The sequence below is a fragment of the Pseudomonas sp. NPDC088414 genome, from assembly GCF_044753325.1.
GTDB lineage: Bacteria > Pseudomonadota > Gammaproteobacteria > Pseudomonadales > Pseudomonadaceae > Aquipseudomonas.
Window position 1 is genome coordinate 125,871 of the sequence record NZ_JBIVMY010000011.1, and the last position, 22,128, is coordinate 147,998.

Sequence of the window (22,128 nt, forward strand, 5' to 3'; positions counted from 1 at the left end):
GACCGATAAGCGGAATCATCGCTTCTGCGAGTGCTTCACGGTCGATCCATTCACCAAGACACTGGTCGGGCTTCTGAGTCACGGGAACCTTCCACATGTAGGGGCAGAAAAAAGGGGCTACATTATGCCGCCGAGAACCTCTTGTAGCAATGCGCGCTTGTCGCGCAATCGGTAACAAAATTCCGTTCAAAAAAATTACGCCCCGCGCCAACCCAGTAAAACCGGGGCTTCCAGCACAGTCAATTTTTCGACGACTGTTAGACGATATCTGTAACCCTCCGTAACACCAGTCGATTTCGGCACTACATAACCGTAAAAAAAGTGCTCGTTTTTATGGTTACCACTACATTTTGCGCAAACCGCGAAGATAGACGCAGTCTGCAACTGACAGCCGGCACCGGACGCCGTTACAATTACCGACTTTGTCGCAAAGCCTGGAGCTCAACCTTCCGTGCCCGTTCTGCGTCTACCGCTTCTCCCTGCCGCGGCAGGTAAACAGCATTGGGGCAACCTGCCCGGTGCTGCCCTCAGCCTCGCGATTGCCGAGGCTGCCAGCGCTGCCAAGCGCTTCACCCTGCTACTGACCGCCGACAGCCAGAGTGCCGAACGGCTGGAACAGGAGCTGAGTTTCTTCGCCCCGGATTTGCCCGTGCTGCATTTTCCCGACTGGGAAACCCTGCCGTACGATCTGTTCTCGCCGCACCAGGACATCATCTCCCAGCGCATCGCCAGTCTTTATAGACTGCCGGAACTGGCGCACGGCGTGCTGGTGGTGCCGATCACCACCGCCCTGCACCGCCTGGCGCCGACCAAATTCCTGCTCGGCAGCAGTCTGGTGCTGGATGTCGGGCAGAAGCTCGATGTCGAACAGATGCGTTCGCGCCTTGAGGCCAGCGGCTATCGCTACGTTGATACGGTCTACGAACACGGCGAGTTCACCGTACGTGGTGCGCTGATCGACCTGTTCCCGATGGGCAGCAAACTGCCGTATCGCATCGACTTGTTCGACGACGAAATCGAGACCCTGCGCACCTTCGATCCAGAAAACCAGCGCTCCATCGACAAGGTCGAATCGGTCAAGCTGCTGCCGGCCCGCGAGTTCCCGCTGCAGAAAGATGCGGTCACCCGCTTCAAGGCACGCTTTCGCGAGCGTTTTGACGTCGACTTCCGGCGCTGCCCGATCTTCCAGGACTTGAGCAGCGGCATCACCCCGGCCGGTATCGAGTACTACCTGCCGCTGTTCTTCGACGAAACCTCGACGTTGTTCGATTACCTGCCGCAGGACACTCAAGTGTTCTCGCTGCCGGGCATCGAACAGGCGGCAGAAAACTTCTGGAACGACGTGCGCAATCGCTACGAAGAGCGCCGCGTCGATCCATCGCGCCCTCTATTGCCGCCTGCGGAATTGTTCCTGCCGGTGGAAGACTGCTTCGCCCGCCTCAAGAGCTGGCCACGGGTCGTCGCCAGTCAGCAGGACGTCGAATCCGGCGCCGGTCGCGAGCGCTTCCCGGCGCAGGCACTGCCAAACCTGGCGATCGAAGCCAAGGCCACGCAACCGCTGGCGGCGCTCTCGGCGTTCCTCGATGAATTCCCCGGACGCGTGCTGTTCACCGCCGAATCCGCGGGCCGGCGTGAAGTCCTGCTGGAGCTGCTGGAACGGCTGAAACTGCGGCCGAAAACCGTCGACAGCTGGCCGGACTTCGTTTCGAGCAAGGATCGTCTGGCAATCACCATTGCCCCGCTCGACGAAGGCTTGATGCTCGATGACCCGGCGCTGGCGCTGGTGGCCGAGAGCCCGCTGTTCGGTCAACGCGTGATGCAGCGCCGGCGCCGGGAAAAACGCGCCGACGCCAACAACGATGCAGTGATCAAAAACCTCACCGAACTGCGCGAAGGCGCGCCGGTGGTGCACATCGATCACGGGGTCGGGCGCTATCTGGGCCTGACGATTCTGGAAATCGATAATCAGGCAGCCGAATTTCTCACCCTGGAATATGCGGAGAACGCCAAGCTCTACGTGCCGGTGGCCAACCTGCATCTGATCGCCCGTTACACCGGCAGCGATGACTCACTGGCGCCGCTGCACCGACTCGGCTCCGAGACCTGGCAGAAAGCCAAGCGCAAGGCTGCTGAACAGGTGCGCGATGTCGCTGCTGAATTGCTCGACATCTATGCCCGTCGTGCCGCGCGTGAAGGCTATGCATTTGCCGACCCGAAAGCCGATTACGCAACTTTCAGCGCCGGCTTCCCGTTCGAAGAAACCCCGGATCAGCAAGCCACCATCGAAGCCGTACGCGAAGACATGCTCGCGCCAAAGCCGATGGATCGTCTGGTCTGCGGCGACGTGGGTTTCGGCAAGACCGAAGTGGCGATGCGCGCCGCGTTCATCGCCGTGCACGGCGGACGCCAGGTGGCGATTCTGGTGCCGACCACCCTGCTCGCCCAGCAACACTACAACAGCTTCCGCGACCGCTTCGCCGACTGGCCGGTGACCGTGGAAGTGATGAGCCGCTTCAAATCGGCCAAGGAAGTGAATGCGGCGATTGCCGATCTGGCGGAAGGCAAGATCGACATCGTCATCGGTACGCACAAACTGCTGTCCGACGACGTGAAAATCAAAAACCTTGGTCTGGTGATCATCGACGAAGAACACCGTTTCGGTGTCCGCCAGAAAGAACAGCTCAAGGCCCTGCGCAGCGAAGTCGACATTCTGACGCTGACCGCCACGCCGATTCCGCGCACGCTGAACATGGCGGTGTCGGGCATGCGCGATCTGTCGATCATCGCCACGCCGCCGGCGCGACGCCTGTCGGTGCGCACCTTCGTCATGGAACAGAACAAGAGCACGGTCAAAGAGGCCCTGCTGCGTGAACTGCTGCGTGGCGGTCAGGTGTACTACCTGCACAACGACGTCAAAACCATCGAGAAATGCGCGGCGGATCTCGCCGAACTGGTGCCGGAAGCACGAATCGGCATCGGTCACGGGCAGATGCGCGAGCGCGAACTCGAACAGGTGATGAGCGACTTCTACCACAAGCGTTTCAACGTGCTGATCGCCTCGACCATCATCGAGACCGGCATCGACGTGCCGAGCGCCAACACCATCATCATCGAGCGCGCCGACAAGTTCGGTCTGGCGCAATTGCACCAGTTGCGCGGACGCGTGGGCCGCAGTCACCACCAGGCTTACGCCTACCTGCTGACCCCGCCACGCCAGCAAATCACTTCGGATGCGGAAAAGCGTCTGGAAGCGATTGCCAACACTCAGGATCTGGGTGCCGGTTTTGTGCTGGCGACCAACGACCTGGAAATCCGTGGCGCCGGCGAACTGCTCGGCGACGGCCAGAGCGGACAGATTCAGGCCGTGGGTTTCACGCTGTACATGGAAATGCTCGAGCGCGCGGTGAAGTCGATCCGCAAGGGCGAACAACCGAACCTTGACCAACCGCTCGGCGGTGGCCCGGAGGTCAACCTGCGTGTGCCGGCGCTGATTCCGGAAGACTATCTGCCGGACGTTCACGCCCGCCTGATTCTGTACAAGCGCATCGCTTCGGCCACCGACGAGGAAGGCCTGAAGGATCTGCAAGTGGAGATGATCGATCGTTTCGGCCTGCTGCCGGAGCCGACCAAGAATCTGGTGCGCATCACTGCGCTGAAGTTGCAGGCCGAACAGCTGGGTATCAAGAAAGTCGACGGTGGCCCGCAGGGTGGACGCATCGAGTTCGCCGCGCAGACGCCAGTCGATCCGATGACCTTGATCAAACTGATCCAGACTCAGCCAAAACGCTACAAATTCGAAGGCGCGACGATGTTCAAGTTCCAGGTGCCGATGGAACGCCCGGAAGAGCGCTTTAATACTGTAGAGGCGCTGTTCGAGCGCCTCCTCCCGAAAACCGTTTGAAGGACGCCGCATGCGCCTGTTTCGCTCACTGACTTTGCTACTTGCCTTGGTAGCCCCTTCGGTTTTTGCCGATGACCTTTATCAGGTCGAAATGATTCTGGTACGCCAGAACGCCGTGCCAGCGATTGTCAGCCGTGCCGCCCCGGAAGACTGGGCCGCCGGCGCTCAACGCCTGGGTGATGACAGCCTGCGCACACCCGCGCTCGGCGACGTTGCCAGCAAACTCAGCGCCAGCGGTGATTACAGCGTGCTGATGCACAAGGCCTGGCAGCAGACCCTCGGCGAAGCGCCGACCAAGGTCGCCGTCAGCGACGGCAAGGAACAGTTCGGCCAGTTCCCGATCGAGGGCACCCTGGAATTGAAACTCGGGCGCTTCACCGACGTGAACGCCGACTTTTGGGTCAACCAAATCGACGCCAACGGCATGGTCACTGCCAGCGAACGTCTGAAGCAGGACAGCCACACCAAGAACGGCCAGCTCAACTATCTCGACAACGGCCACCTGGCGCTGCTGATCAAGATCACCTCCCTGACGGCGCCCGCCCCACGGCAAGCCCCTGAAGCGATTCCGGACTGATCGAAGTCCTTATGTCCCCGCCCCTGAGTAAACCGTTGGCACCCTCCTGGGTCAGCCGATTCAAGGAACAGAGCCTGGAGCGTGGCCGCCGCTACGCCCTGGAGAACCGGGTACGCATCGCACAGGTCGGCGATGCAACCATCACCGCCAGTTGCGAAGGCTCTGGCGGTAACGTCTACCGTCAGACCATTCACCTGCGCGAGTCAGCCAAAGACACCCTGTTGCTGGTTGACGCCACCTGTACCTGCCCGGTGCGCAACAACTGCAAACACTGCGCTGCAGTACTCCTGCAAGTGCAGGAAACCCTCGAATACCCGGCCGCCGCGAAAGACGCCGAACTGCTGGAAAAGCTTCAGGCTGTATTGGAGAACCGCAGTCCCAAGGCGCCGCCGCAAGTGCTGGTGGACAACGTGCAACCACTGCCGCGCCTGTGGCTGGCCAGCGTCGAGTTCAGCGCATTCGAACCACGCAACGGCAAGATGCAGCGCTACATCCAGCATCGCGCGGCGCTGTCGTTCAGCTATCTGGATGAATACGTCAGCGGGCAGAAAAACAGCGACATTCTGATTCGCCAGGAAACTCAGACCCTGCGGATAAAACGCCACCCTGAGGTGGAACAGTCCTACCGCGAACAGTTAAGAATCCTCGGCTTTCGTATCGCCACGCGCCAGAGCAAAGCGCTGCCGGAAAGCGCCGGCGAGCTGTACGAGATGGTCAACGACAGCGCCTGGCTGACGTTCACCCTGAATGAACTGCCGAAGCTGCGTACCCAAGGCTGGGAATTGCAGATCGACGAGGAGTTCGGTTTCGACCTGACCGCCGTCGACGACTGGTACGCCACCGTCGAACAGGCGCCGGAGCGCGACTGGTTCGATCTGGAACTGGGGATCATCGTCAATGGTGAACGCCTGAGCCTGCTGCCGATCCTGCTCAATCTGATGCGCTCGCACGCGGAAATCCTCAACCCGGAACGCTTGGCGCGGCGACGCGATGACGAGCTGATTCTGGTCAATATTCCGCAACGCAACAGTGAGCACGGTCCGTTACAGGTTGCGCTACCCCTTGGCCGACTGAAACCGGTACTGACGACGCTGGGCGAGTTCTACTTGCAGGAGCCGGGCGAAACCACCCTGCGCCTGAGCAAGGCCGACGCCACACGCCTGAACTCGCTGGAAGGCCTTCCTTTGTTGTGGGAGGGTGGCGAACAGATCCGCAGTTTCGCTCAACGCCTGCGCGACATTCGCGACTTCAGCGCCAAAGCGCCGAACGGCCTGAACGCGACGTTGCGGCCCTATCAGCTCGAAGGCTTGAGCTGGATGCAGTCCCTGCGCCAGCTTGAGGTCGGCGGCATTCTGGCGGACGACATGGGCCTGGGCAAAACCCTACAGACCCTGGCGCATATTCTCAGCGAGAAAAACGCCGGACGCCTGGATCGACCGTGCATGGTGGTGATGCCCACCAGCCTGATCCCGAACTGGCTCGACGAGGCCGCGCACTTCACGCCGCAACTGAAAGTGGTCGCGCTGTACGGTGCCGGCCGCAAAAAGCATTTCGACCATCTGGCCGACTTCGACCTGATCCTGACCACGTATGCGCTGCTGCCCAAGGACGTCGAACGGCTGGCACAACAGCCCTTGCACGTTCTGGTGCTCGACGAAGCCCAGTACATCAAGAACCCCAACAGCAAGGCCGCGCAGGCCGCTCGCGAACTCAACGCGCGCCAGCGTCTGTGTCTGAGCGGTACACCGCTGGAAAACCACCTCGGCGAGCTGTGGTCGTTGTTCCACTTTCTGCTGCCGGGCTGGCTGGGCGATGTCAAAAGCTTCAATGCCGACTACCGCGTGCCGATCGAAAAACGCGCCAGCGAGGTCAGGCTGCAGCACCTCAATGGACGGATAAAGCCGTTTCTGCTGCGCCGCACCAAAGAACAAGTGGCCACCGAACTGCCGCCCAAGACCGAGATCATCCACTGGGTCGATCTCAACGAAGCCCAGCGCGACGTGTACGAGACCATGCGCTTGGCGATGGACAAGAAAGTCCGCGACGAAATTACTCGCAAAGGCGTGGCGCGTAGCCAGATCATCATTCTTGAAGCCTTGCTCAAGTTGCGTCAGGTCTGCTGCGACCTGCGCCTGGTCAACGACGCTACCCTGCCCGCCCGTGGCAGCAGCTCTGGCAAGCTCGATAGCCTGATGGAAATGCTCGAAGAGTTGTTCGAGGAAGGCCGGCGAATTCTGCTGTTCTCGCAGTTCACCTCGATGCTGTCACTGATCGAAGATGAACTGAAAAAACGCAATGTGGCCTACGCCTTGCTGACCGGTCAGACCCGCGATCGGCGTACGCCAGTGAAGGAATTCCAGAGCGGCAAGCGTCAGATCTTTCTGATCAGCCTGAAGGCCGGCGGCGTCGGCTTGAACCTGACCGAAGCGGACACGGTGATTCATTACGATCCGTGGTGGAACCCGGCGACCGAGAACCAGGCAACCGACCGCGCGTATCGAATCGGCCAGGAGAAACCGGTGTTCGTCTACAAGATGATTGCCCGGGGCACGGTGGAAGAGAAGATTCAGCACCTGCAGAAGGAAAAGTCTGACTTGGCAGCAGGCGTACTGGATGGACGCAAGGCCGGAGACTGGAAACTGCAGAGCGATGATATTGAAGCGCTGTTTGCGCCGTTGCCGGACAAGTTCGACAAGCGTTGAGATGTGCTCTTTCAGATAAATTGCCATCGCTGGCAAGCCAGCTCCCACGGTGCTTTGCGTTGAGCACTATTTTGTGAACATTACAAAACCTGTGGGAGCTGGCTTGCCAGCGATGGGGCCAGCAGATATCGAACTCTGGCCTGGACAGTCAACCCCTGGAAACCGGCAGCGGCGCAAACAGCGCCTCGATGTCACTCTGCTCCAGCTTGAACCCACCTGTCGTACCACCTTCCAGCACCGCCCCGGCCAGCGCAGCCTTCTCCTGCTGCAGCGCCTGGATTTTTTCCTCCACGGTACCTTTGGCAATCAACTTGTAAACAAACACCGGATTGTTCTGCCCGATACGATAAGCGCGATCAGTTGCCTGATTCTCCACCGCCGGGTTCCACCACGGGTCGAAGTGGATCACCGTGTCCGCAGCCGTCAGGTTCAGACCGGTACCGCCAGCCTTGAGGCTGATGAGGAACAACGGCACCTTGCCGCCCTGGAAATTCTTGACTGGCGTGCGCCGGTCGGTGGTGTCGCCAGTCAGCAACGAATAACCGATAGCGCGCTGCTGCAACTCCTGCTCGATCAGCGCCAGCATCGAGGTGAACTGGGAGAACAGCAGGATGCGCCGACCTTCGCCGAGCAACTCTTCGAGCATCTCCATCAGGCTGATCAGCTTGCCGCTGCCCGAGCGCAATGCCTTCGCCGTGAGCGGCATGTTGATCAAGCGCAGATCGCAGCAGACCTGACGCAGCTTGAGCAAGGCATCAAGAATGATGATCTGACTGCGCGCCACACCACTGCGGGCAATTTCGTCGCGCACTTTTTTGTCCATCGCCACGCGCACCGTTTCATAGACGTCGCGCTGGCCGTCGCTGAGTTCAACCCAATGGATGATTTCGGTTTTCGGCGGCAGCTCAGTGGCGACCTGATCTTTCTTGCGACGCAGCAGAAACGGCTTGATGCGCGCCGTCAGGTGCTGCATGCGCTGGACATTGCCATGCTTCTCGATCGGTGTGCGGTAATCGCGGTTGAAGGATTTGCTTTCGCCCAGCCAGCCAGGCATGAGGAAATGAAACTGCGACCACAGCTCGCCGAGATGGTTTTCCAGTGGCGTGCCGCTCAGACACAAGCGCTGACGGGCCTGCAAGTCACGTGCGGCCTGCGCCGCTTTGCTCAGCGGGTTCTTGATGTTCTGCGCTTCGTCGAGAATCAGCACGCTCCACGACTGCGGCCGTAAAGTTTCAAGATCCCTGGGCAGCAAGGCGTAAGTGGTCAGCACCAAGTCGTATTCGGCGAGATTGGCGAAGTCTTTTTGCCGCCCGGTCCCATGCAGCGCCAGGACCTTCAACTGAGGCGTGAAGCGCTGGGCCTCGTCGAGCCAGTTGGGAATCAGACTGGTCGGCATCACCGCCAGTGCCGGGCAATCGAGGCGCCCGCCGTGCTTTTCCGTGAGCAGATGCGCCAGGGTCTGCAGGGTTTTGCCCAAGCCCATGTCATCGCCAAGAATGCCGCCGACCTCCAGCTCCCGCAGAGTCTGCATCCAGCCAAGGCCTTCGAGCTGATATGGGCGCAGTTGCGCATTAAGGCCGGCCGGCGCAGCAATGTGGGTGTGACTGGAATTGTGCAGCCGCTTGGCAAAAGTGCGCAGGCGTTCGCCGCCCTGCCATTCCAGTGGCACGCCATCGAGCATACTCAGGCGCGCGGCGTCTGGAGCAGTCAAGCGCAGCGCATCGCCCTGATGTCCGCCCAGGTACAGCTCGCCCAGCGTCGCCATCAGCGGTTTGACCCGACTCAGCGGCAACGCCACCTTGGCGCCTGCCGGGTCGCCAAAACCGCTGGGCTTGAGTTCAATAAGGAGTTTTTCGTCGTCGCTGCGTTGCGCCAGATTCACCGGGTCGAGCAAACGTGGCTGGGTGCGCAACAGATGCAGAAGGATCGGCAACAAGCTGTAGCGCTCGCCATTGACGACGATGCCCAGTTGCAGATCAAACCATTGATGCCCGGCCTCTTCTTCGACCTCCGCGTACCAGTGTTCGACCGGCTGCACATCGAAATGGAAGCCAGGACTGATTTCGATTTCCCAGTCCGCGGCGCGCAGTGTGGCAAGCCCTTCATGCATGAATCCGAGCCAGGCGGAATCATCCGGCAAGGTGAACATCTCGCCGAGACGATCCATAGCGCTCTTGCGCGTGGCTTTTTTGAAGCCGTGCTTTTGCAGGCTCTGGCGCAGCTTCTTTTCCATCGCAGGCTGGCGTCGAATGCGCTGGGTTTCAGTGCCATTGAGGATCATCACTTCCGGATTACGATCCACCGCCGGATGACCGTTGTAGGTAAACACCAGAGCGGCGCGGTGCTCCAGAACGTATTCCCAGCGCGAACGCTCCCGGCCGCTGACCAAGGTCAGTTGCGGCTGCGGAAGCACGTCATCGATGATTCGTTCGGTGAGTTTGTGCGGCGGCGGGATTTTGGTCATCGCGCTCATGCGATGGCTGAACTGCATCGCCTGACGCGCGGGGATGTCTGGGGCGAGGGTCAAATGGCAGGCCAGTTTTTCTTCCAGCTCACTGAACAGAGGGCCAACCTGTCGCTGCTCACGATCGAGGTAATAAAGCGGCTCCAGCGCCAGCACGGTTTCCTGCGTAGCCTCGGCACTGCTCCACTGGGCGCGGAACCCACCGTCGGCCTGCTCGGCCCAAGAGAACAGCCCCATGCGTTTCGCGCCCGGCGTCAGTGGTTGCAAGTTTTCGAAGTCGAGGAACAGGCGCGAGGTGCGCAGGAGCATTTCCAGCAGTTCCGCGCCACTGCTGCCTTCCAGCGGATAGCCGCTGTAATAGGCATGATGGGAATGCAAGGCGACCAACAGCCTGGCGACGCGCAGATCCAGTTCGGACAAATAACCGGGCTGGCGCATGAGCATGTCCGAGAGCGAATACATCGGTTTTACTTCGCGTAACTCGCCGCTCTTGAGCTGATGGACCTTGAAAATATCGAGCAGCCACTTGCCGTTCGCAGACGTGGGTTTGAGCTTGTAAAACAAGCGCGTACCCGCGATTTGCGCCCTTTCGTCGACGGGTTTGACCGGAACGGGGATAGTCGAAAGCCAATGCTCCAGCGCCCGACCCAGGGGGAGCTGCGCGTCACTTTCGGACGTATCGTCGCCAATGCCCTGCAGGTGATAGAGCACCGCCGCGCAGTGCTTGCAATCAATCACGACGGGGCAGGTGCATAGGCAACGCAAATTAATAGATCCCAGGCGATCTTCGGACAGGTAGATGCTTTGTTCATACGCCTGAGTTTCCGAACCGACGCAGAACGCCTCGATTTTCCTGTCATCGATCTCGATGATCTCTACCCGATCATCGGCAGCATAAGCGCGGGCCTTGGCCAACGCCTTGCTACTGAATGCGTGAGTCCATGCCAGCCCTTTAAGCCGCTCGATGAAAATGCTCATGGACAGCCCTTAGCTGGCCAACACCCGCGCGAGCGTCGATTTCACCTTGCCCATGCCGTCATGCAGCGCCTGCTCGATCTCGGCCATGGTGATAACCGCCGTGGTCTTGCCCGCTGCCGGATTCACCACCAGCGACAGACAGGCGTAATCCAGATCCAGCTCACGGGCCAGTGCCGCCTCCGGCATGCCGGTCATGCCGACGATGTCGCAGCCATCACGTTCCAGACGCACGATTTCGGCCACGGTTTCCAGGCGCGGGCCCTGGGTGCAGGCATACACGCCCTGATCGCTGTATTCGCAACCTTCGGCAGCCAGCGCGGCGATCAGTTGCTGACGCAGTGGCTCGCTGTAGGGGAAGCTGAAATCGATGTGGGTGACGAGCTCCAGATCATCGGCGAAAAACGTGTGCTCGCGACCGCTGGTGTAATCGACGATCTGGTGTGGCACGCAGAAATGCCCGGTGCCCATGGCCGGATGGATCCCGCCCACCGCGTTGACCGCGATGATCGCCTCGGCGCCGGCCTGCTTCAGCGCCCACAGGTTGGCGCGGTAGTTGACCTTGTGCGGCGGGAAACGGTGCGGATGGCCGTGACGGGCGAGGAACAGCACTTCCTTGCCGGCGTATTCACCGATCTGCACGTCGGCCGATGGCGCACCGTAGGGCGTGTCCACCGCCAGCGACTGGCGAATGGTCAACCCTTCGAGTTGAGTCAGACCGGTGCCACCGATGATTGCGTAAACCGTCATAGCAAAATCCTTAATCGATCAGTTGAGCGTCTTTGAGCGCGCCGATGGCGGTAAGCCAGCGCGGGTCCTGGCGGTAGTCGGTGCTGGCGAACGCCTGCCCGCGCATGCGGGCGATGCGCGCGGACGGCTTGACCTTCATCCGTTGCGCAGCACTCAGAGCCAGTTCGGCCGCTGCCCGGTCGTTGCACACCAGGCCCATGTCACAACCGGCGCTGAGCGCGGCTTCAATCCGGCTGGCGGCATCGCCGACCACGTGGGCGCCGGCCATCGACAGGTCGTCGCTGAAGATCACGCCGTCGAACTGCAATTCGCCGCGCAGGATGTCCTGCAACCAGCGGCGGGAGAACCCGGCAGGCTGCGAATCGACTTGCGGGTAGATGACGTGGGCGGGCATCACTGCGGCCAGTTGTTTGCTGAGTCTGGCGAAGGGTACGAGGTCGTTGGCGCGGATCTCGTCGAGGCTGCGCTCGTCGTTCGGGATCGCCACATGGGAGTCCGCCTCGGCCCAGCCGTGACCGGGGAAATGCTTGCCGGTAGCGGCCATGCCCGCGCTGTTCATGCCACGGATGAAGGCGCCGGCGAGTAATGCGGCGCGCTCGGGATCGCCCTCGAACGAACGAGTGCCAACCACGGCGCTGCGCTGGTAATCAAGATCCAGTACCGGGGCGAAACTCAGGTCGAGGCCGACCGCCAGCACTTCGGTGGCCATGACCCAGCCGCATTGTTCGGCGAGGTATTCGGCGTTTGGGTTGTCGGCGATGGCACGCATCGCGGGCAGGCGCACGAAGCCCTGACGCAGACGCTGCACCCGGCCGCCCTCCTGGTCGACCGCCAGCAGCAGATCCGGGCGAATGGCGCGGATCGCCGCACTGAGCTCACGCACCTGGCGTGGATGCTCGATGTTGCGCGCGAAAATGATCAGGCCGCCCACTTCGGGCTGACGCAACAATTGGCGATCTTCGGCCGTCAGCCAGGTACCGGCGACGTCCACCATCAACGAGCCTTGCAGGCCAGCAGTCATAGAGATTCCTTGAAAACGAAAAACCCGATCCGCCAGAAATCGCTACCGTGAGCAGTGCTCGGCAGGTCAGTAATTTCTATGAAGATCGGGTTCAGAACGAGAGTCGGCATGGGCGGCTAGCTTAGCGGATACAAGCAGCCGCGCCCACCCGTGCGCGGCTAAACCTTGGCGGCGACCGGGGTCGATTTGCTGCGCGGGCGAAGCTGCGCAGTGGCCATCGCCGGGTCGGTGACACCGGTTTCGGCACGCATGCCAGCGGCGAGGAATGGCACCATCAGACGCATCACCTGTTCAATCGAGGTGTTGACGCCGAAATCGGTCTCGGCAATCGCGCGCAAGGCCTTGATCCCGGACATGCTGAACGCCGCAGCACCAAGCATGAAGTGCACGCGCCAGAACAGCTCGATGGGAGGAATGCGTGGAGCCGCTTCGTTGACCAGCAGCATATAGCGGCGGAACACCTTGCCGTACATGTCTTCCAGATAACGACGCAGGTGGCCCTGGCTCTGACTGAACGCGAGGCCGAGCAAGCGCATGAAGATCGACAGGTCGTTGCCGCTGCGTGGCTGCACCACCAGCGCCTGCTCAACGAGGATTTCCAGCAGTTCCTCAAGCGTCGGCTTGTTTTCAGGCTTGGCCTGCCGCCGCTCCAGCTCCTTGTCGAGGCTGATGCAGAACGGCCCGAGGAAGCGCGAAAAAACCGCCTGGATCAGCGCCTTCTTGGAGCCGAAATGATAGTTCACCGCCGCCAGGTTTACCCCGGCCTTGCTGGTGATCAAACGCAATGAGGTTTCGGCGAAACCTTTCTCCGCGAACAACTGCTCGGCAGCATCAAGAATGCGTTCAACGGTTTCCGACTGGGCCATGGCTACTCCGCCTGACAAACACTTGTTTGAAACATACGTTTCAGCCTGTGCCTTGTCAAGCCTGCCGGTTCGTTTTGGGAATGGTCGGTCAGCTATTTAACCACACTCGCCCGCTTCATTAATCAGCAAGGCCGCCGACCGTCCGGCGGCCTGTAAAAAAACGGGCATTGCCAAGACCGCTTCACTGTATATAATCCCAGTCACTGTATAAAAAGACAGAGCGATCAATATGCTAAAGCTGACGCCACGCCAAGCCGAGATTCTGGCCTTTATCAAACGCTGCCTCGAAGACAACGGCTACCCGCCAACCCGCGCGGAAATCGCTCAGGAGCTGGGCTTCAAATCGCCGAATGCGGCGGAGGAACACCTCAAGGCCCTCGCCCGCAAAGGCGCTATCGAGATGACCCCGGGTGCCTCCCGCGGCATTCGCATCCCCGGCTTCGAAGCCAAGGCTGACGACTCCACCCTGCCGATCATTGGCCGGGTCGCCGCCGGCGCGCCAATCCTCGCCCAGCAACACATCGAAGAGTCCTGCAACATCAACCCGGCCTTCTTTCATCCCCGCGCCGACTACCTGTTGCGCGTGCATGGCATGAGCATGAAGGACATCGGCATTTTCGACGGTGATCTGCTGGCGGTGCATACCACCCGCGAAGCACGCAATGGCCAGGTGGTCGTCGCACGTATCGGCGATGAAGTGACCGTCAAGCGCTTCAAGCGCGAAGGCAGCAAGGTCTGGCTGATCGCCGAAAACCCCGAGTTCGCCCCTATCGAAGTCGACCTGAAAGATCAGGAACTGGTGATTGAAGGCTTGAGTGTTGGCGTCATCCGCCGCTAAAGGAGGCTTTATGCAGTTCCCACACACCCCTCAGCAAACACAACTGCCTTTATTTGAAGCGTTTCTGGCACAACCGATGGCGCCGATCCTGAAAGATGTGGTCGAGCGCCCGTGGATTGCCGAACCGGAAGTATTCAGTGAGCTGTCACTGCGCGGCGCGGCCGGGAACTGCCTGAACCTGCTGGCCCCGATCCTTCGGGAACTGAGCGAGGATCAGGATGCGCGCTGGCTGACGCTGATCGCCCCTCCAGCCAGCCTGACACAAATCTGGCTGCGAGAGGCCGGCCTGAACCGTGAACGCATTCTGCTGCTGCAACCACGCGGCGCGCAAAGCGCTCAGCAACTGGCCAGCGAAGCACTGCGTCTGGGTCGCAGCCACACGGTGGTAACCTGGCTCAATCCGCTGAACACCAATTCACGGCAACAGCTGATCAGCGCTGCCCGCACGGGCGACGCTCAGAGCCTGAACATTCGATTGGGTTGATTCGCGTGTAACACGCGCTGTGTGAAGCGCAGGGCTTCTCCAGGGACAGAGAAGCCAACTTGGTGCAGTAACGGCAAACACCAAAAAGCAGCGGGGATCAGTGAAGAACCCGCGGCCCTTCTTCCTTATCAAACTCGCCTTCAACCATACGACCGGCCATCTGCACGCCGACGCTCAACATCGCCTTGGCGATTTCCACGTGCTGGCCTTGCAGGAACGCCTTGGCATCCTCGGAGAAATCCAGCGTCACCAGAGAACCCTCGTCCTCAGCCCTGCGCAGTTCGATTCGGCCGTCTGGTAACTCGACAATTTCTAGAAAGGACGTTGGCATATAGGTCTGTTCTCCACGAAAGGCAGGGATTATATAGACATCATTCAGGCTTCGCTCGGGATCTTGACCAGCAGCATGTTTCAGATTGCCACTGTGTCAATTGTCCTCAGCACTCGTTCAAGCCTTCGCGAAAGCGGATGGCCAAGCCTTTGAGATGCTGCCGCCAGCTCTCCAGCTCTTCCCGACTCAACTCCTGCGGCGACTCTTCTTCATCCAGATTAACCGCCTGAATCAATGGCTGCGTCACATCGCCCTTGGGCTTGTGTGGCACCCGTGGCGGCTGGAACAACGCCGAGTGCGCCGCCAGCAGTTTCGCCAGCCAGGTTTCAGGGTTACCGGCCAGCTCCACCATCTCGGCCAGCTCAGGGATCGCAATCGACTCCAGAACATCACGAGTCAACAGCGCTTCGGCCCGCGACGCATTAGCCTGAGGCAGACGATAGAAACCGGCGATCTCATGACACAGCCCCAACAGCGCACCGTAGAGGTGAAACAGCGCCGATTCACGCCCGGCCTGAATCAACGCCAACGAATTCATCGCCCGCCCCTCTTCGGCGCGAGCCAGAGCTTCCAGCGACAGGCCGGCGAAATAGATCTTCTGATTGGTGCGGGTATAGAGTTCGTGCGCCATGCCGATAGTCTCCACAGCGAAATAATTGCGTCACACAGACCCGACAGTGTCGTGGATCAACGGATCCGACCGCAAGCACAAAACAAAAAGGCCGCATGAAACCCGAGGGTCATCATGCGGCCTTTTGTGTATCAGGCTAACGCTTACTCAGCCTTGGCTTTCGTGCGCTTGTCTTCAACAGTCCACTTGCCACCGTCGTAGTAAGCCTTCCAGCCGGTAGGCTTGCCGTCGACCTCGGTCTGCACGTATTGCTCCTTGGTCTTGCGGCTGTAACGGATTACTGCCGGCAGACCATCAGGGTCCTTCTGCGGTGCTTCGCAGAGGAAATGGTACTTCGGATCGATCTCGTCCTTGTGCGGCAGAATCTCGATCACCAGCGGAGCACGGGTCTCGCGGTTTTTCGGGAACTGGCTGGCCGCCAGGAACAGACCGGAAGCACCGTCGCGCAGGATGTAGGTGTCGTTGACCTTTTCGCATTTCAGCTCAGGCATCTTCACCGGGTCCATCTTCGGCGGCGCCGCGTCACCGCTCTTCAGCAGTTTGCGGGTGTTCTTGCAGGTCGGGTTGGTGCAACCGAAGAACTTGCCGAAACGGCCGGTCTTGAGTTGCATCTCGCTGCCACACTTGTCGCACTCCAGGCTCGGACCTTCGTAGCCCTTGATGCGGTAGTTGCCCTCTTCGATTTCGTAGCCGGCGCAATCCGGGTTGTTACCGCAGATGTGCAGCTTGCGCTTCTCGTCGAGCAGGTAGGCGTCCATCGCCGTGCTGCAGATCGGGCAGCGATGCTTGCCGCGCAGCACCAGCGACTCCGACTCGCCCTCGTCGTCCGCAGCGATCTCGTCGCCCGGCACCAGGTTGACGGTGGCCTTGCAGCGCTCTTTTGGCGGCAGGCTGTAGCCCGAGCAACCGAGGAACACGCCGGTCGATGCAGTACGGATCTGCATCGGACGACCGCACGTGGTGCACGGAATATCAGTCATGACCGGCTGGTTGGCACGCATGCCGCTTTCCGGGTTCTCGGCCACTTCGAGCTTCTTCTTGAAGTCGCCGTAGAACTCGTCCAGCACGTTTTTCCAGTCGCGCTCGCCCTGAGCCACATCATCGAGGTTCTCTTCCATGCCGGCGGTGAAGCCGTAGTCCATGAGGTTCGAGAAGCTCTCCGACAGACGCTCGGTGACGATATCGCCCATCTTTTCCGAGTAGAAACGACGGTTGTGCAGGGTCACGTAGCCGCGATCCTGAATGGTCGAAATGATCGCTGCATAGGTCGAAGGACGACCGATGCCGCGTTTTTCCATTTCCTTGACCAGGCTCGCTTCGGAGTAACGGGCCGGCGGCTTGGTGAAGTGCTGCGACGGATCGAGCTTGATCAGCTTCATCGCGTCGCCCTGCGCCATGTCCGGCAGAACATCGTCATCGCCAGGCTTGGCGATCTGCGGCATGACGCGGGTGTAACCGTCGAACTTGAGGATACGGCCCTTGGCGCGCAGCTCGAAGTCGCCAGCTCCTACGCTGACGGTAGTCGACAGGTATTGCGCCGGGAGCATCTGGCAAGCGAGGAACTGGCGCCAGATCAGCTCGTAAAGGCGCTCAGCGTCACGCTCCATGCCCGCCAGCTTGCTTGGCGTGGTGTTGGCGTCAGACGGACGAATCGCTTCGTGAGCCTCTTGTGCGCCTTCTTTGCTGCTGTAGACGTTCGGCGTTTCCGGCAGGTACTTCTTGCCGAACTCGTCTTCGATGTAGGTGCGCGCCATCGCCACTGCATCGGCCGAGAGATTGGTCGAGTCGGTACGCATATAAGTGATGTAGCCGGCTTCGTACAGACGCTGGGCCATCATCATGGTTTTCTTCACGCCGAAGCCCAGGCGGTTGCTCGCGGCCTGCTGCAGGGTGGACGTGATGAACGGCGCCGACGGCTTGCTGCTGGTCGGTTTGTCTTCGCGCTTGACGATGCTGTAGCTGGAAGACTTGAGCTTCTCCAGCGCGGCCATGGCCTGGGCTTCGTTGAGCGGTTTGAAGGCTTCACCCTTCTCGCGCGCCACTTCGAAACGTACGGTCGAACCCTTGGCGGTGCCAAGATCAGCGTGCACTTCCCAGTACTCTTCCGGGTTGAATGCACGAATCTCGCGCTCACGCTCGACCACCAGCTTCACGGCAACCGATTGCACGCGACCGGCCGACAGGCCACGGGCGATCTTGGCCCACAGCAGCGGCGAGACCATGTAACCCACAACGCGGTCGAGGAATCGACGCGCCTGCTGGGCGTTCACACGATCGATGTCCAGCTCGCCCGGCTCGGAGAAGGCTTCCTGAATCGCCTTCTTGGTGATTTCGTTGAACACCACGCGCTTGTAGCGGCTGTCGTCACCACCGATGGCTTCGCGCAGGTGCCAGGCAATGGCTTCCCCCTCGCGATCCAAGTCGGTTGCGAGATAGATGGTGTCAGCATCCTTGGCGAGCCGGCGCAGCTCTTCGATGACCTTCTCTTTGCCCGGGAGGATCTCGTACTGGGCTTTCCAGCCATGCTCGGGATCGACCCCCATGCGCGAGACCAGTTGCTTGCGCGCCTTCTCTTTCGGCGTGAGCACCGGCCCCTCGCCCGCGACAGCCTTGCCGCGCTTGGCGGCTGGCTCTTTGCTGGCGCTAGCCGAACCGCTGGTGGGCAGGTCTCGGATATGGCCGATACTCGACTTCACCACGTATTGGTTGCCCAGATACTTGTTGATGGTCTTGGCCTTAGCCGGGGATTCCACAATGACCAGCGATTTGCCCATGGATCAGAAAATTCCTGAATTCTAGAAGTGAAAGGCGGTTGGCGCCTGACGCGGCACCGCTATATATAGTTGATACAAGGTGAGGTCAAGCACAGGGTTCTGTGCGCACTCGCCTCATGCCTTGGAAAAAAGGCTCGGTTCGGCTTGCACCAAAGCAAAGCGTGGCACCTGCTCGCCGTCAACCTCGACCGACTCGACGAACATGCTCAAAGGGCGTACCCAAAAGCCGTAATCCCCATACAGGGCTTGGTAAAACACCACTTCCTCTTCGGTCTCGGAATGCCGCGCAACACTGAATACGCGGTACTGCGGACCTTTGTAATGTTGGTAGAGCCCAGGTTGTATCGGCATGTTTTGGCCCTCACTCAAATTTTTTCAAAATAAATACAAAAATAAATCCACAAAAACAAAAACCGGGGCACTTGGCCCCGGCTTCCATCGACGAGACGCTTAAACGCGTTCGAAGACGGTGGAGATGCCTTGGCCGAGACCAATGCACATGGTGGCCACCCCGAAGGTGCCGCCATTCTGCTTCATCACGTTCAGCAAGGTGCCGGAAATACGGGCACCGGAGCAACCGAACGGGTGACCCAGGGCGATCGCGCCGCCGTGCAGGTTAACCTTCTCGTTCATCTTGTCGAGTACTTTCAGATCTTTCAGCACTGGCAGCGCCTGTGCAGCGAAAGCTTCGTTGAGCTCGAAGAAGTCGATATCGTTGATGCCAAGGCCCGCACGCTTCAGGGCTTTTTGTGTCGCCGGCACTGGACCATAGCCCATGATTGCCGGATCCACACCCGCCACTGCCATCGAACGGATCACGGCCATCGGCTGGATCCCCAGGTCCTGCGCACGTTGCGCCGACATCACGATCATGCACGAAGCACCATCGGTGATCTGCGACGAAGTACCGGCAGTCACGGTGCCGCCCTTTGGATTGAAGGCAGGCTTGAGGGCCGCCAGACTTTCCAGGGTGGTTTCCGGACGAATGGTTTCGTCGTAGTCGTACAGCTTCAGGAAGCCGTTTTCGTCGTAGCCCTGCATCGGGATGATTTCGTTTTTGAACTTGCCTTCCACAGTTGCCTTGTGGGCCAACTGGTGGGAGCGCACGCCAAAGGCGTCCTGCTGCTCACGGGTGATGCCGTGCATCTTGCCGAGCATTTCTGCGGTCAGACCCATCATGCCCGAGGCTTTCGCTGCGTACAGCGACATGTGCGGGTTCGGATCGACACCGTGCATCATGCTCACGTGGCCCATATGCTCGACGCCGCCAACCACGAACACGTCACCGTTACCGGTCATGATCGCTTGCGCCGCAGTGTGCAGAGCGCTCATCGACGAGCCACACAGACGGCTGACGGTCTGGCCGGCCGAGGTGTGCGGAATCTGGGTCATCAGCGACGCCATGCGCGCGATGTTCCAGCCCTGTTCCAGGGTCTGGTTAACGCAGCCCCAGATCACGTCCTCGACTTCAGCAGGATCGACCTTGGCGTTGCGTTCCAGCAGTTTGCTGATCAGGTGCGCCGACATGTCTTCAGCGCGGGTGTTGCGGTGCATGCCGCCCTTGGAGCGGCCCATCGGACTACGACCGAAGTCGACAATCACGACGTCTCTAGGATTCAAGCTCATAAGTTCACTCTCACTCTAGTTGGGGGCGCTTAACCGAAGAAGCTCTGGCCGTTTTTGGCCATTTCGCGCAGCTTCGCGGTCGGGTGGTACAGCGCGCCCAAATCAGCGTACTGGTCAGCCAGGGCAACGAACTCGGCAACACCGATCGAATCGATGTAGCGCAGCGCACCGCCACGGAATGGAGGGAAACCGATACCGTAGACCAGACCCATGTCGGCTTCGGCGGCGGTTTCAACGATGCCGTCTTCCAGGCAACGCACGGTTTCCAGGCACAGCGGGATCATCATCCAGTTGATGATGTCTTCGTCAGTGACTTCGCGCTGCTCGTAAACGATCGGCTTGAGCACTTCCAGCACCGACGGGTCGGCAACCTTCTTCTGCTTGCCTTTCTTGTCGGCCTCGTAGGCGTAGAAGCCCTTGCCGTTCTTCTGACCCAGACGCTTGGCTTCGTACAGCACGTCGATGGCCGAACGACGGTCATCCTTCATGCGATCAGGGAAACCTTCAGCCATCACGTCACGACCGTGGTGGCCGGTGTCGATACCGACCACGTCCATCAGGTACGCCGGGCCCATTGGCCAGCCGAATTTTTCCATGACCTTGTCGATGCGGACAAAATCCACGCCAGCGCTGACCAGCTTGGCGAAACCGCCGAAATACGGGAACAGAACGCGGTTGACCAGGAAGCCCGGGCAGTCGTTGACGACGATCGGGTTCTTGCCCATTTTCTTGGCGTAGGCAACGGTGGTGGCAATCGCCAGCTCGCTGGACTTCTCGCCACGGATCACTTCCACCAGCGGCATCATGTGCAACGGGTTGAAGAAGTGCATGCCGACGAAGTTTTCCGGACGCTTGAGGGCCTTGGCCAGCAGGCTGATGGAAATGGTCGAGGTGTTGGACGCGAGGATGGTGTCCTCTTTGACCTTGTCTTCGACTTCAGCCAGCACCGCTTGCTTGACCTTCGGGTTCTCGACCACGGCTTCAACAACCAGATCGACGTGACCGAAGTCGCCGTAGGACAGGGTCGGACGAATGCCGTTGAGCACTTCAGCCATTTTCGCGGCGGTCATGCGACCTTTGTCAACGCGGCCAACCAGCAGTTTGGCGGCTTCGGCCAGACCCTGCTCGATACCGTGCTCGTTGATGTCCTTCATCAGGATCGGCGTGCCTTTGGAGGCCGACTGATAGGCGATACCGCCGCCCATGATGCCTGCACCGAGTACGGCTGCCTGCTTCACGTCCTTGGCGATTTCGTCGTAGGCCTTGGCCTTTTTCTTTAGCTCCTGATCGTTCAGGAACAGGCCGATCAGGCTCTGCGCGGCAGAGGTCTTGGCCAGTTTGACGAAACCTGCAGCTTCGACTTCCAGTGCCTTGTCACGACCGAAGTTCGCGGCTTTCTGAATGGTCTTGATCGCTTCGACCGGCGCCGGGTAATTCGGGCCGGCTTGACCTGCCACGAAACCTTTGGCGGTTTCGAAAGCCATCATTTGCTCAATGGCGTTCAACTTGAGTTTTTCAAGTTTTGGCTGACGCTTGGCTTTGAAGTCGAACTCGCCGGAAATGGCGCGCTTGATCAGTTCAAGGGCTGCTTCCTGCAGCTTCTCGGGGGCCACCACGGCGTCGACGGCGCTGACTTTCAGAGCGTCTTCAGGACGGTTTTCCTTGCCGGCGGCAATCCACTCGATGGCGTTATCGACGCCAATCAGGCGCGGCAGACGCACGGTGCCGCCGAAGCCTGGGTAGATGCCCAGTTTGACTTCCGGCAGACCGATCTTGGCCTTGGTCGACATGACGCGGTAGTCCGCCGCCAGGCACATTTCCAGACCGCCACCCAGGGCGATGCCGTTGATCGCGGCCACGGTCGGAACGTTGAGGTCTTCGAAATCGCTGAAGATCTTGTTGGCTTCGAGATTGCCAGCAACCAGCTCGGCATCCGGCAGCTTGAAGTTGTCGACAAATTCGGTGATGTCGGCGCCGACGATGAACACGTCCTTGCCACTGCTGACGATCACGCCCTTGATCGAAGCATCTGCCTTGATGGTGTCTACGGCCTGACGCAGTTCGTTCAGGGTAAGACGGTTGAACTTGTTGACGGACTCACCCTTGAGGTCGAATTTCATTTCGACGATGCGACTTTCAAGAGGTTTTACCGTGATGGGTTTACCTTCGTATATCTTCACCTGATGTC

Annotated in this window: 15 protein-coding genes and 1 pseudogene (1 of these 16 cut by a window edge); 5 read left to right on the forward strand and 11 right to left on the reverse strand. The window is 60.0% G+C overall.

The window, feature by feature from the left end; all coding sequences use genetic code 11:
- Positions 1-97: pseudogene (locus tag ACIP8I_RS12950) on the reverse strand (glyceraldehyde-3-phosphate dehydrogenase); it reaches 1,381 nt to the left of the window's first position.
- Positions 98-451: 354 nt separating this feature from the next.
- Between ACIP8I_RS12950 and mfd the strand changes: the two are divergent.
- Genes mfd through ACIP8I_RS12965 form a run of 3 tightly spaced genes read left to right on the forward strand, consistent with a single transcriptional unit; the run spans position 452 to position 7,180 of the window.
- The gene (gene mfd, locus ACIP8I_RS12955; protein ID WP_202370463.1) at positions 452-3,901 is read left to right on the forward strand and encodes a transcription-repair coupling factor; all 3,450 of its coding nucleotides are present in this window, start codon (positions 452-454) and stop codon (positions 3,899-3,901) included.
- 10 nt (positions 3,902-3,911) lie between these two features.
- On the forward strand, positions 3,912-4,478 hold the full coding sequence (locus ACIP8I_RS12960; protein ID WP_003226585.1) for a CsiV family protein: 567 nt from the start codon (positions 3,912-3,914) through the stop codon (positions 4,476-4,478).
- An 11-nt stretch (positions 4,479-4,489) separates the two neighbouring features.
- Entirely contained in the window at positions 4,490-7,180 is a 2,691-nt protein-coding gene (locus tag ACIP8I_RS12965; RefSeq protein ID WP_400761541.1) for a DEAD/DEAH box helicase, read from the forward strand.
- A gap of 148 nt (positions 7,181-7,328) precedes the next feature.
- Here the strand turns inward: ACIP8I_RS12965 and ACIP8I_RS12970 are convergent, their stop codons facing one another.
- The 4 genes from ACIP8I_RS12970 to ACIP8I_RS12985 form a co-directional block, all read right to left on the reverse strand.
- Positions 7,329-10,622, reverse strand: a complete 3,294-nt coding sequence (locus ACIP8I_RS12970) for an SNF2-related protein (protein ID WP_400761543.1) — start codon at positions 10,620-10,622, stop codon at positions 7,329-7,331.
- 9 nt (positions 10,623-10,631) lie between these two features.
- Positions 10,632-11,369: an S-methyl-5'-thioinosine phosphorylase gene (locus ACIP8I_RS12975; protein WP_400761545.1), complete on the reverse strand. Its 738-nt coding sequence runs from the start codon at positions 11,367-11,369 to the stop codon at positions 10,632-10,634.
- 10 nt (positions 11,370-11,379) lie between these two features.
- Positions 11,380-12,390, reverse strand: a complete 1,011-nt coding sequence (nagZ, locus tag ACIP8I_RS12980; RefSeq protein ID WP_400761546.1) for a beta-N-acetylhexosaminidase — start codon at positions 12,388-12,390, stop codon at positions 11,380-11,382.
- A 158-nt stretch (positions 12,391-12,548) separates the two neighbouring features.
- Positions 12,549-13,256: a TetR/AcrR family transcriptional regulator gene (locus tag ACIP8I_RS12985; RefSeq protein ID WP_007961819.1), complete on the reverse strand. Its 708-nt coding sequence runs from the start codon at positions 13,254-13,256 to the stop codon at positions 12,549-12,551.
- Between the two features lie 229 nt (positions 13,257-13,485).
- On the opposite strand from ACIP8I_RS12985, the gene lexA reads away from it, so the two are divergent.
- Together lexA and sulA are read left to right on the forward strand one after the other, a co-directional pair.
- Positions 13,486-14,094, forward strand: a complete 609-nt coding sequence (lexA, locus tag ACIP8I_RS12990) for a transcriptional repressor LexA (RefSeq protein ID WP_003226590.1) — start codon at positions 13,486-13,488, stop codon at positions 14,092-14,094.
- 10 nt (positions 14,095-14,104) lie between these two features.
- Complete coding sequence (gene sulA / locus ACIP8I_RS12995; RefSeq protein WP_400761548.1) at positions 14,105-14,578, forward strand: SOS-induced cell division inhibitor SulA; 474 nt, start codon at positions 14,105-14,107, stop codon at positions 14,576-14,578.
- Positions 14,579-14,675: 97 nt separating this feature from the next.
- Here sulA and ACIP8I_RS13000 read toward each other — a convergent pair whose 3' ends face one another.
- The 6 genes from ACIP8I_RS13000 to fadB form a co-directional block, all read right to left on the reverse strand.
- Complete coding sequence (locus ACIP8I_RS13000; RefSeq protein WP_003226592.1) at positions 14,676-14,909, reverse strand: hypothetical protein; 234 nt, start codon at positions 14,907-14,909, stop codon at positions 14,676-14,678.
- Positions 14,910-15,015: 106 nt separating this feature from the next.
- Positions 15,016-15,540, reverse strand: a complete 525-nt coding sequence (locus ACIP8I_RS13005) for a DUF6586 family protein (RefSeq protein ID WP_367085200.1) — start codon at positions 15,538-15,540, stop codon at positions 15,016-15,018.
- 143 nt (positions 15,541-15,683) lie between these two features.
- Positions 15,684-18,314 carry a type I DNA topoisomerase gene (gene topA / locus ACIP8I_RS13010; RefSeq protein ID WP_400761551.1) on the reverse strand — a complete coding sequence of 877 codons (2,631 nt, stop codon included), beginning with the start codon at positions 18,312-18,314 and terminating at the stop codon, positions 15,684-15,686.
- Positions 18,315-18,428: 114 nt separating this feature from the next.
- Entirely contained in the window at positions 18,429-18,665 is a 237-nt protein-coding gene (locus tag ACIP8I_RS13015; RefSeq protein ID WP_007961814.1) for a DUF1653 domain-containing protein, read from the reverse strand.
- Between the two features lie 99 nt (positions 18,666-18,764).
- Positions 18,765-19,940 carry an acetyl-CoA C-acyltransferase FadA gene (fadA, locus tag ACIP8I_RS13020; protein ID WP_400761554.1) on the reverse strand — a complete coding sequence of 392 codons (1,176 nt, stop codon included), beginning with the start codon at positions 19,938-19,940 and terminating at the stop codon, positions 18,765-18,767.
- A 29-nt stretch (positions 19,941-19,969) separates the two neighbouring features.
- Positions 19,970-22,060: a fatty acid oxidation complex subunit alpha FadB gene (gene fadB / locus ACIP8I_RS13025; protein WP_400761562.1), complete on the reverse strand. Its 2,091-nt coding sequence runs from the start codon at positions 22,058-22,060 to the stop codon at positions 19,970-19,972.
- Positions 22,061-22,128 lie beyond the last annotated feature (68 nt).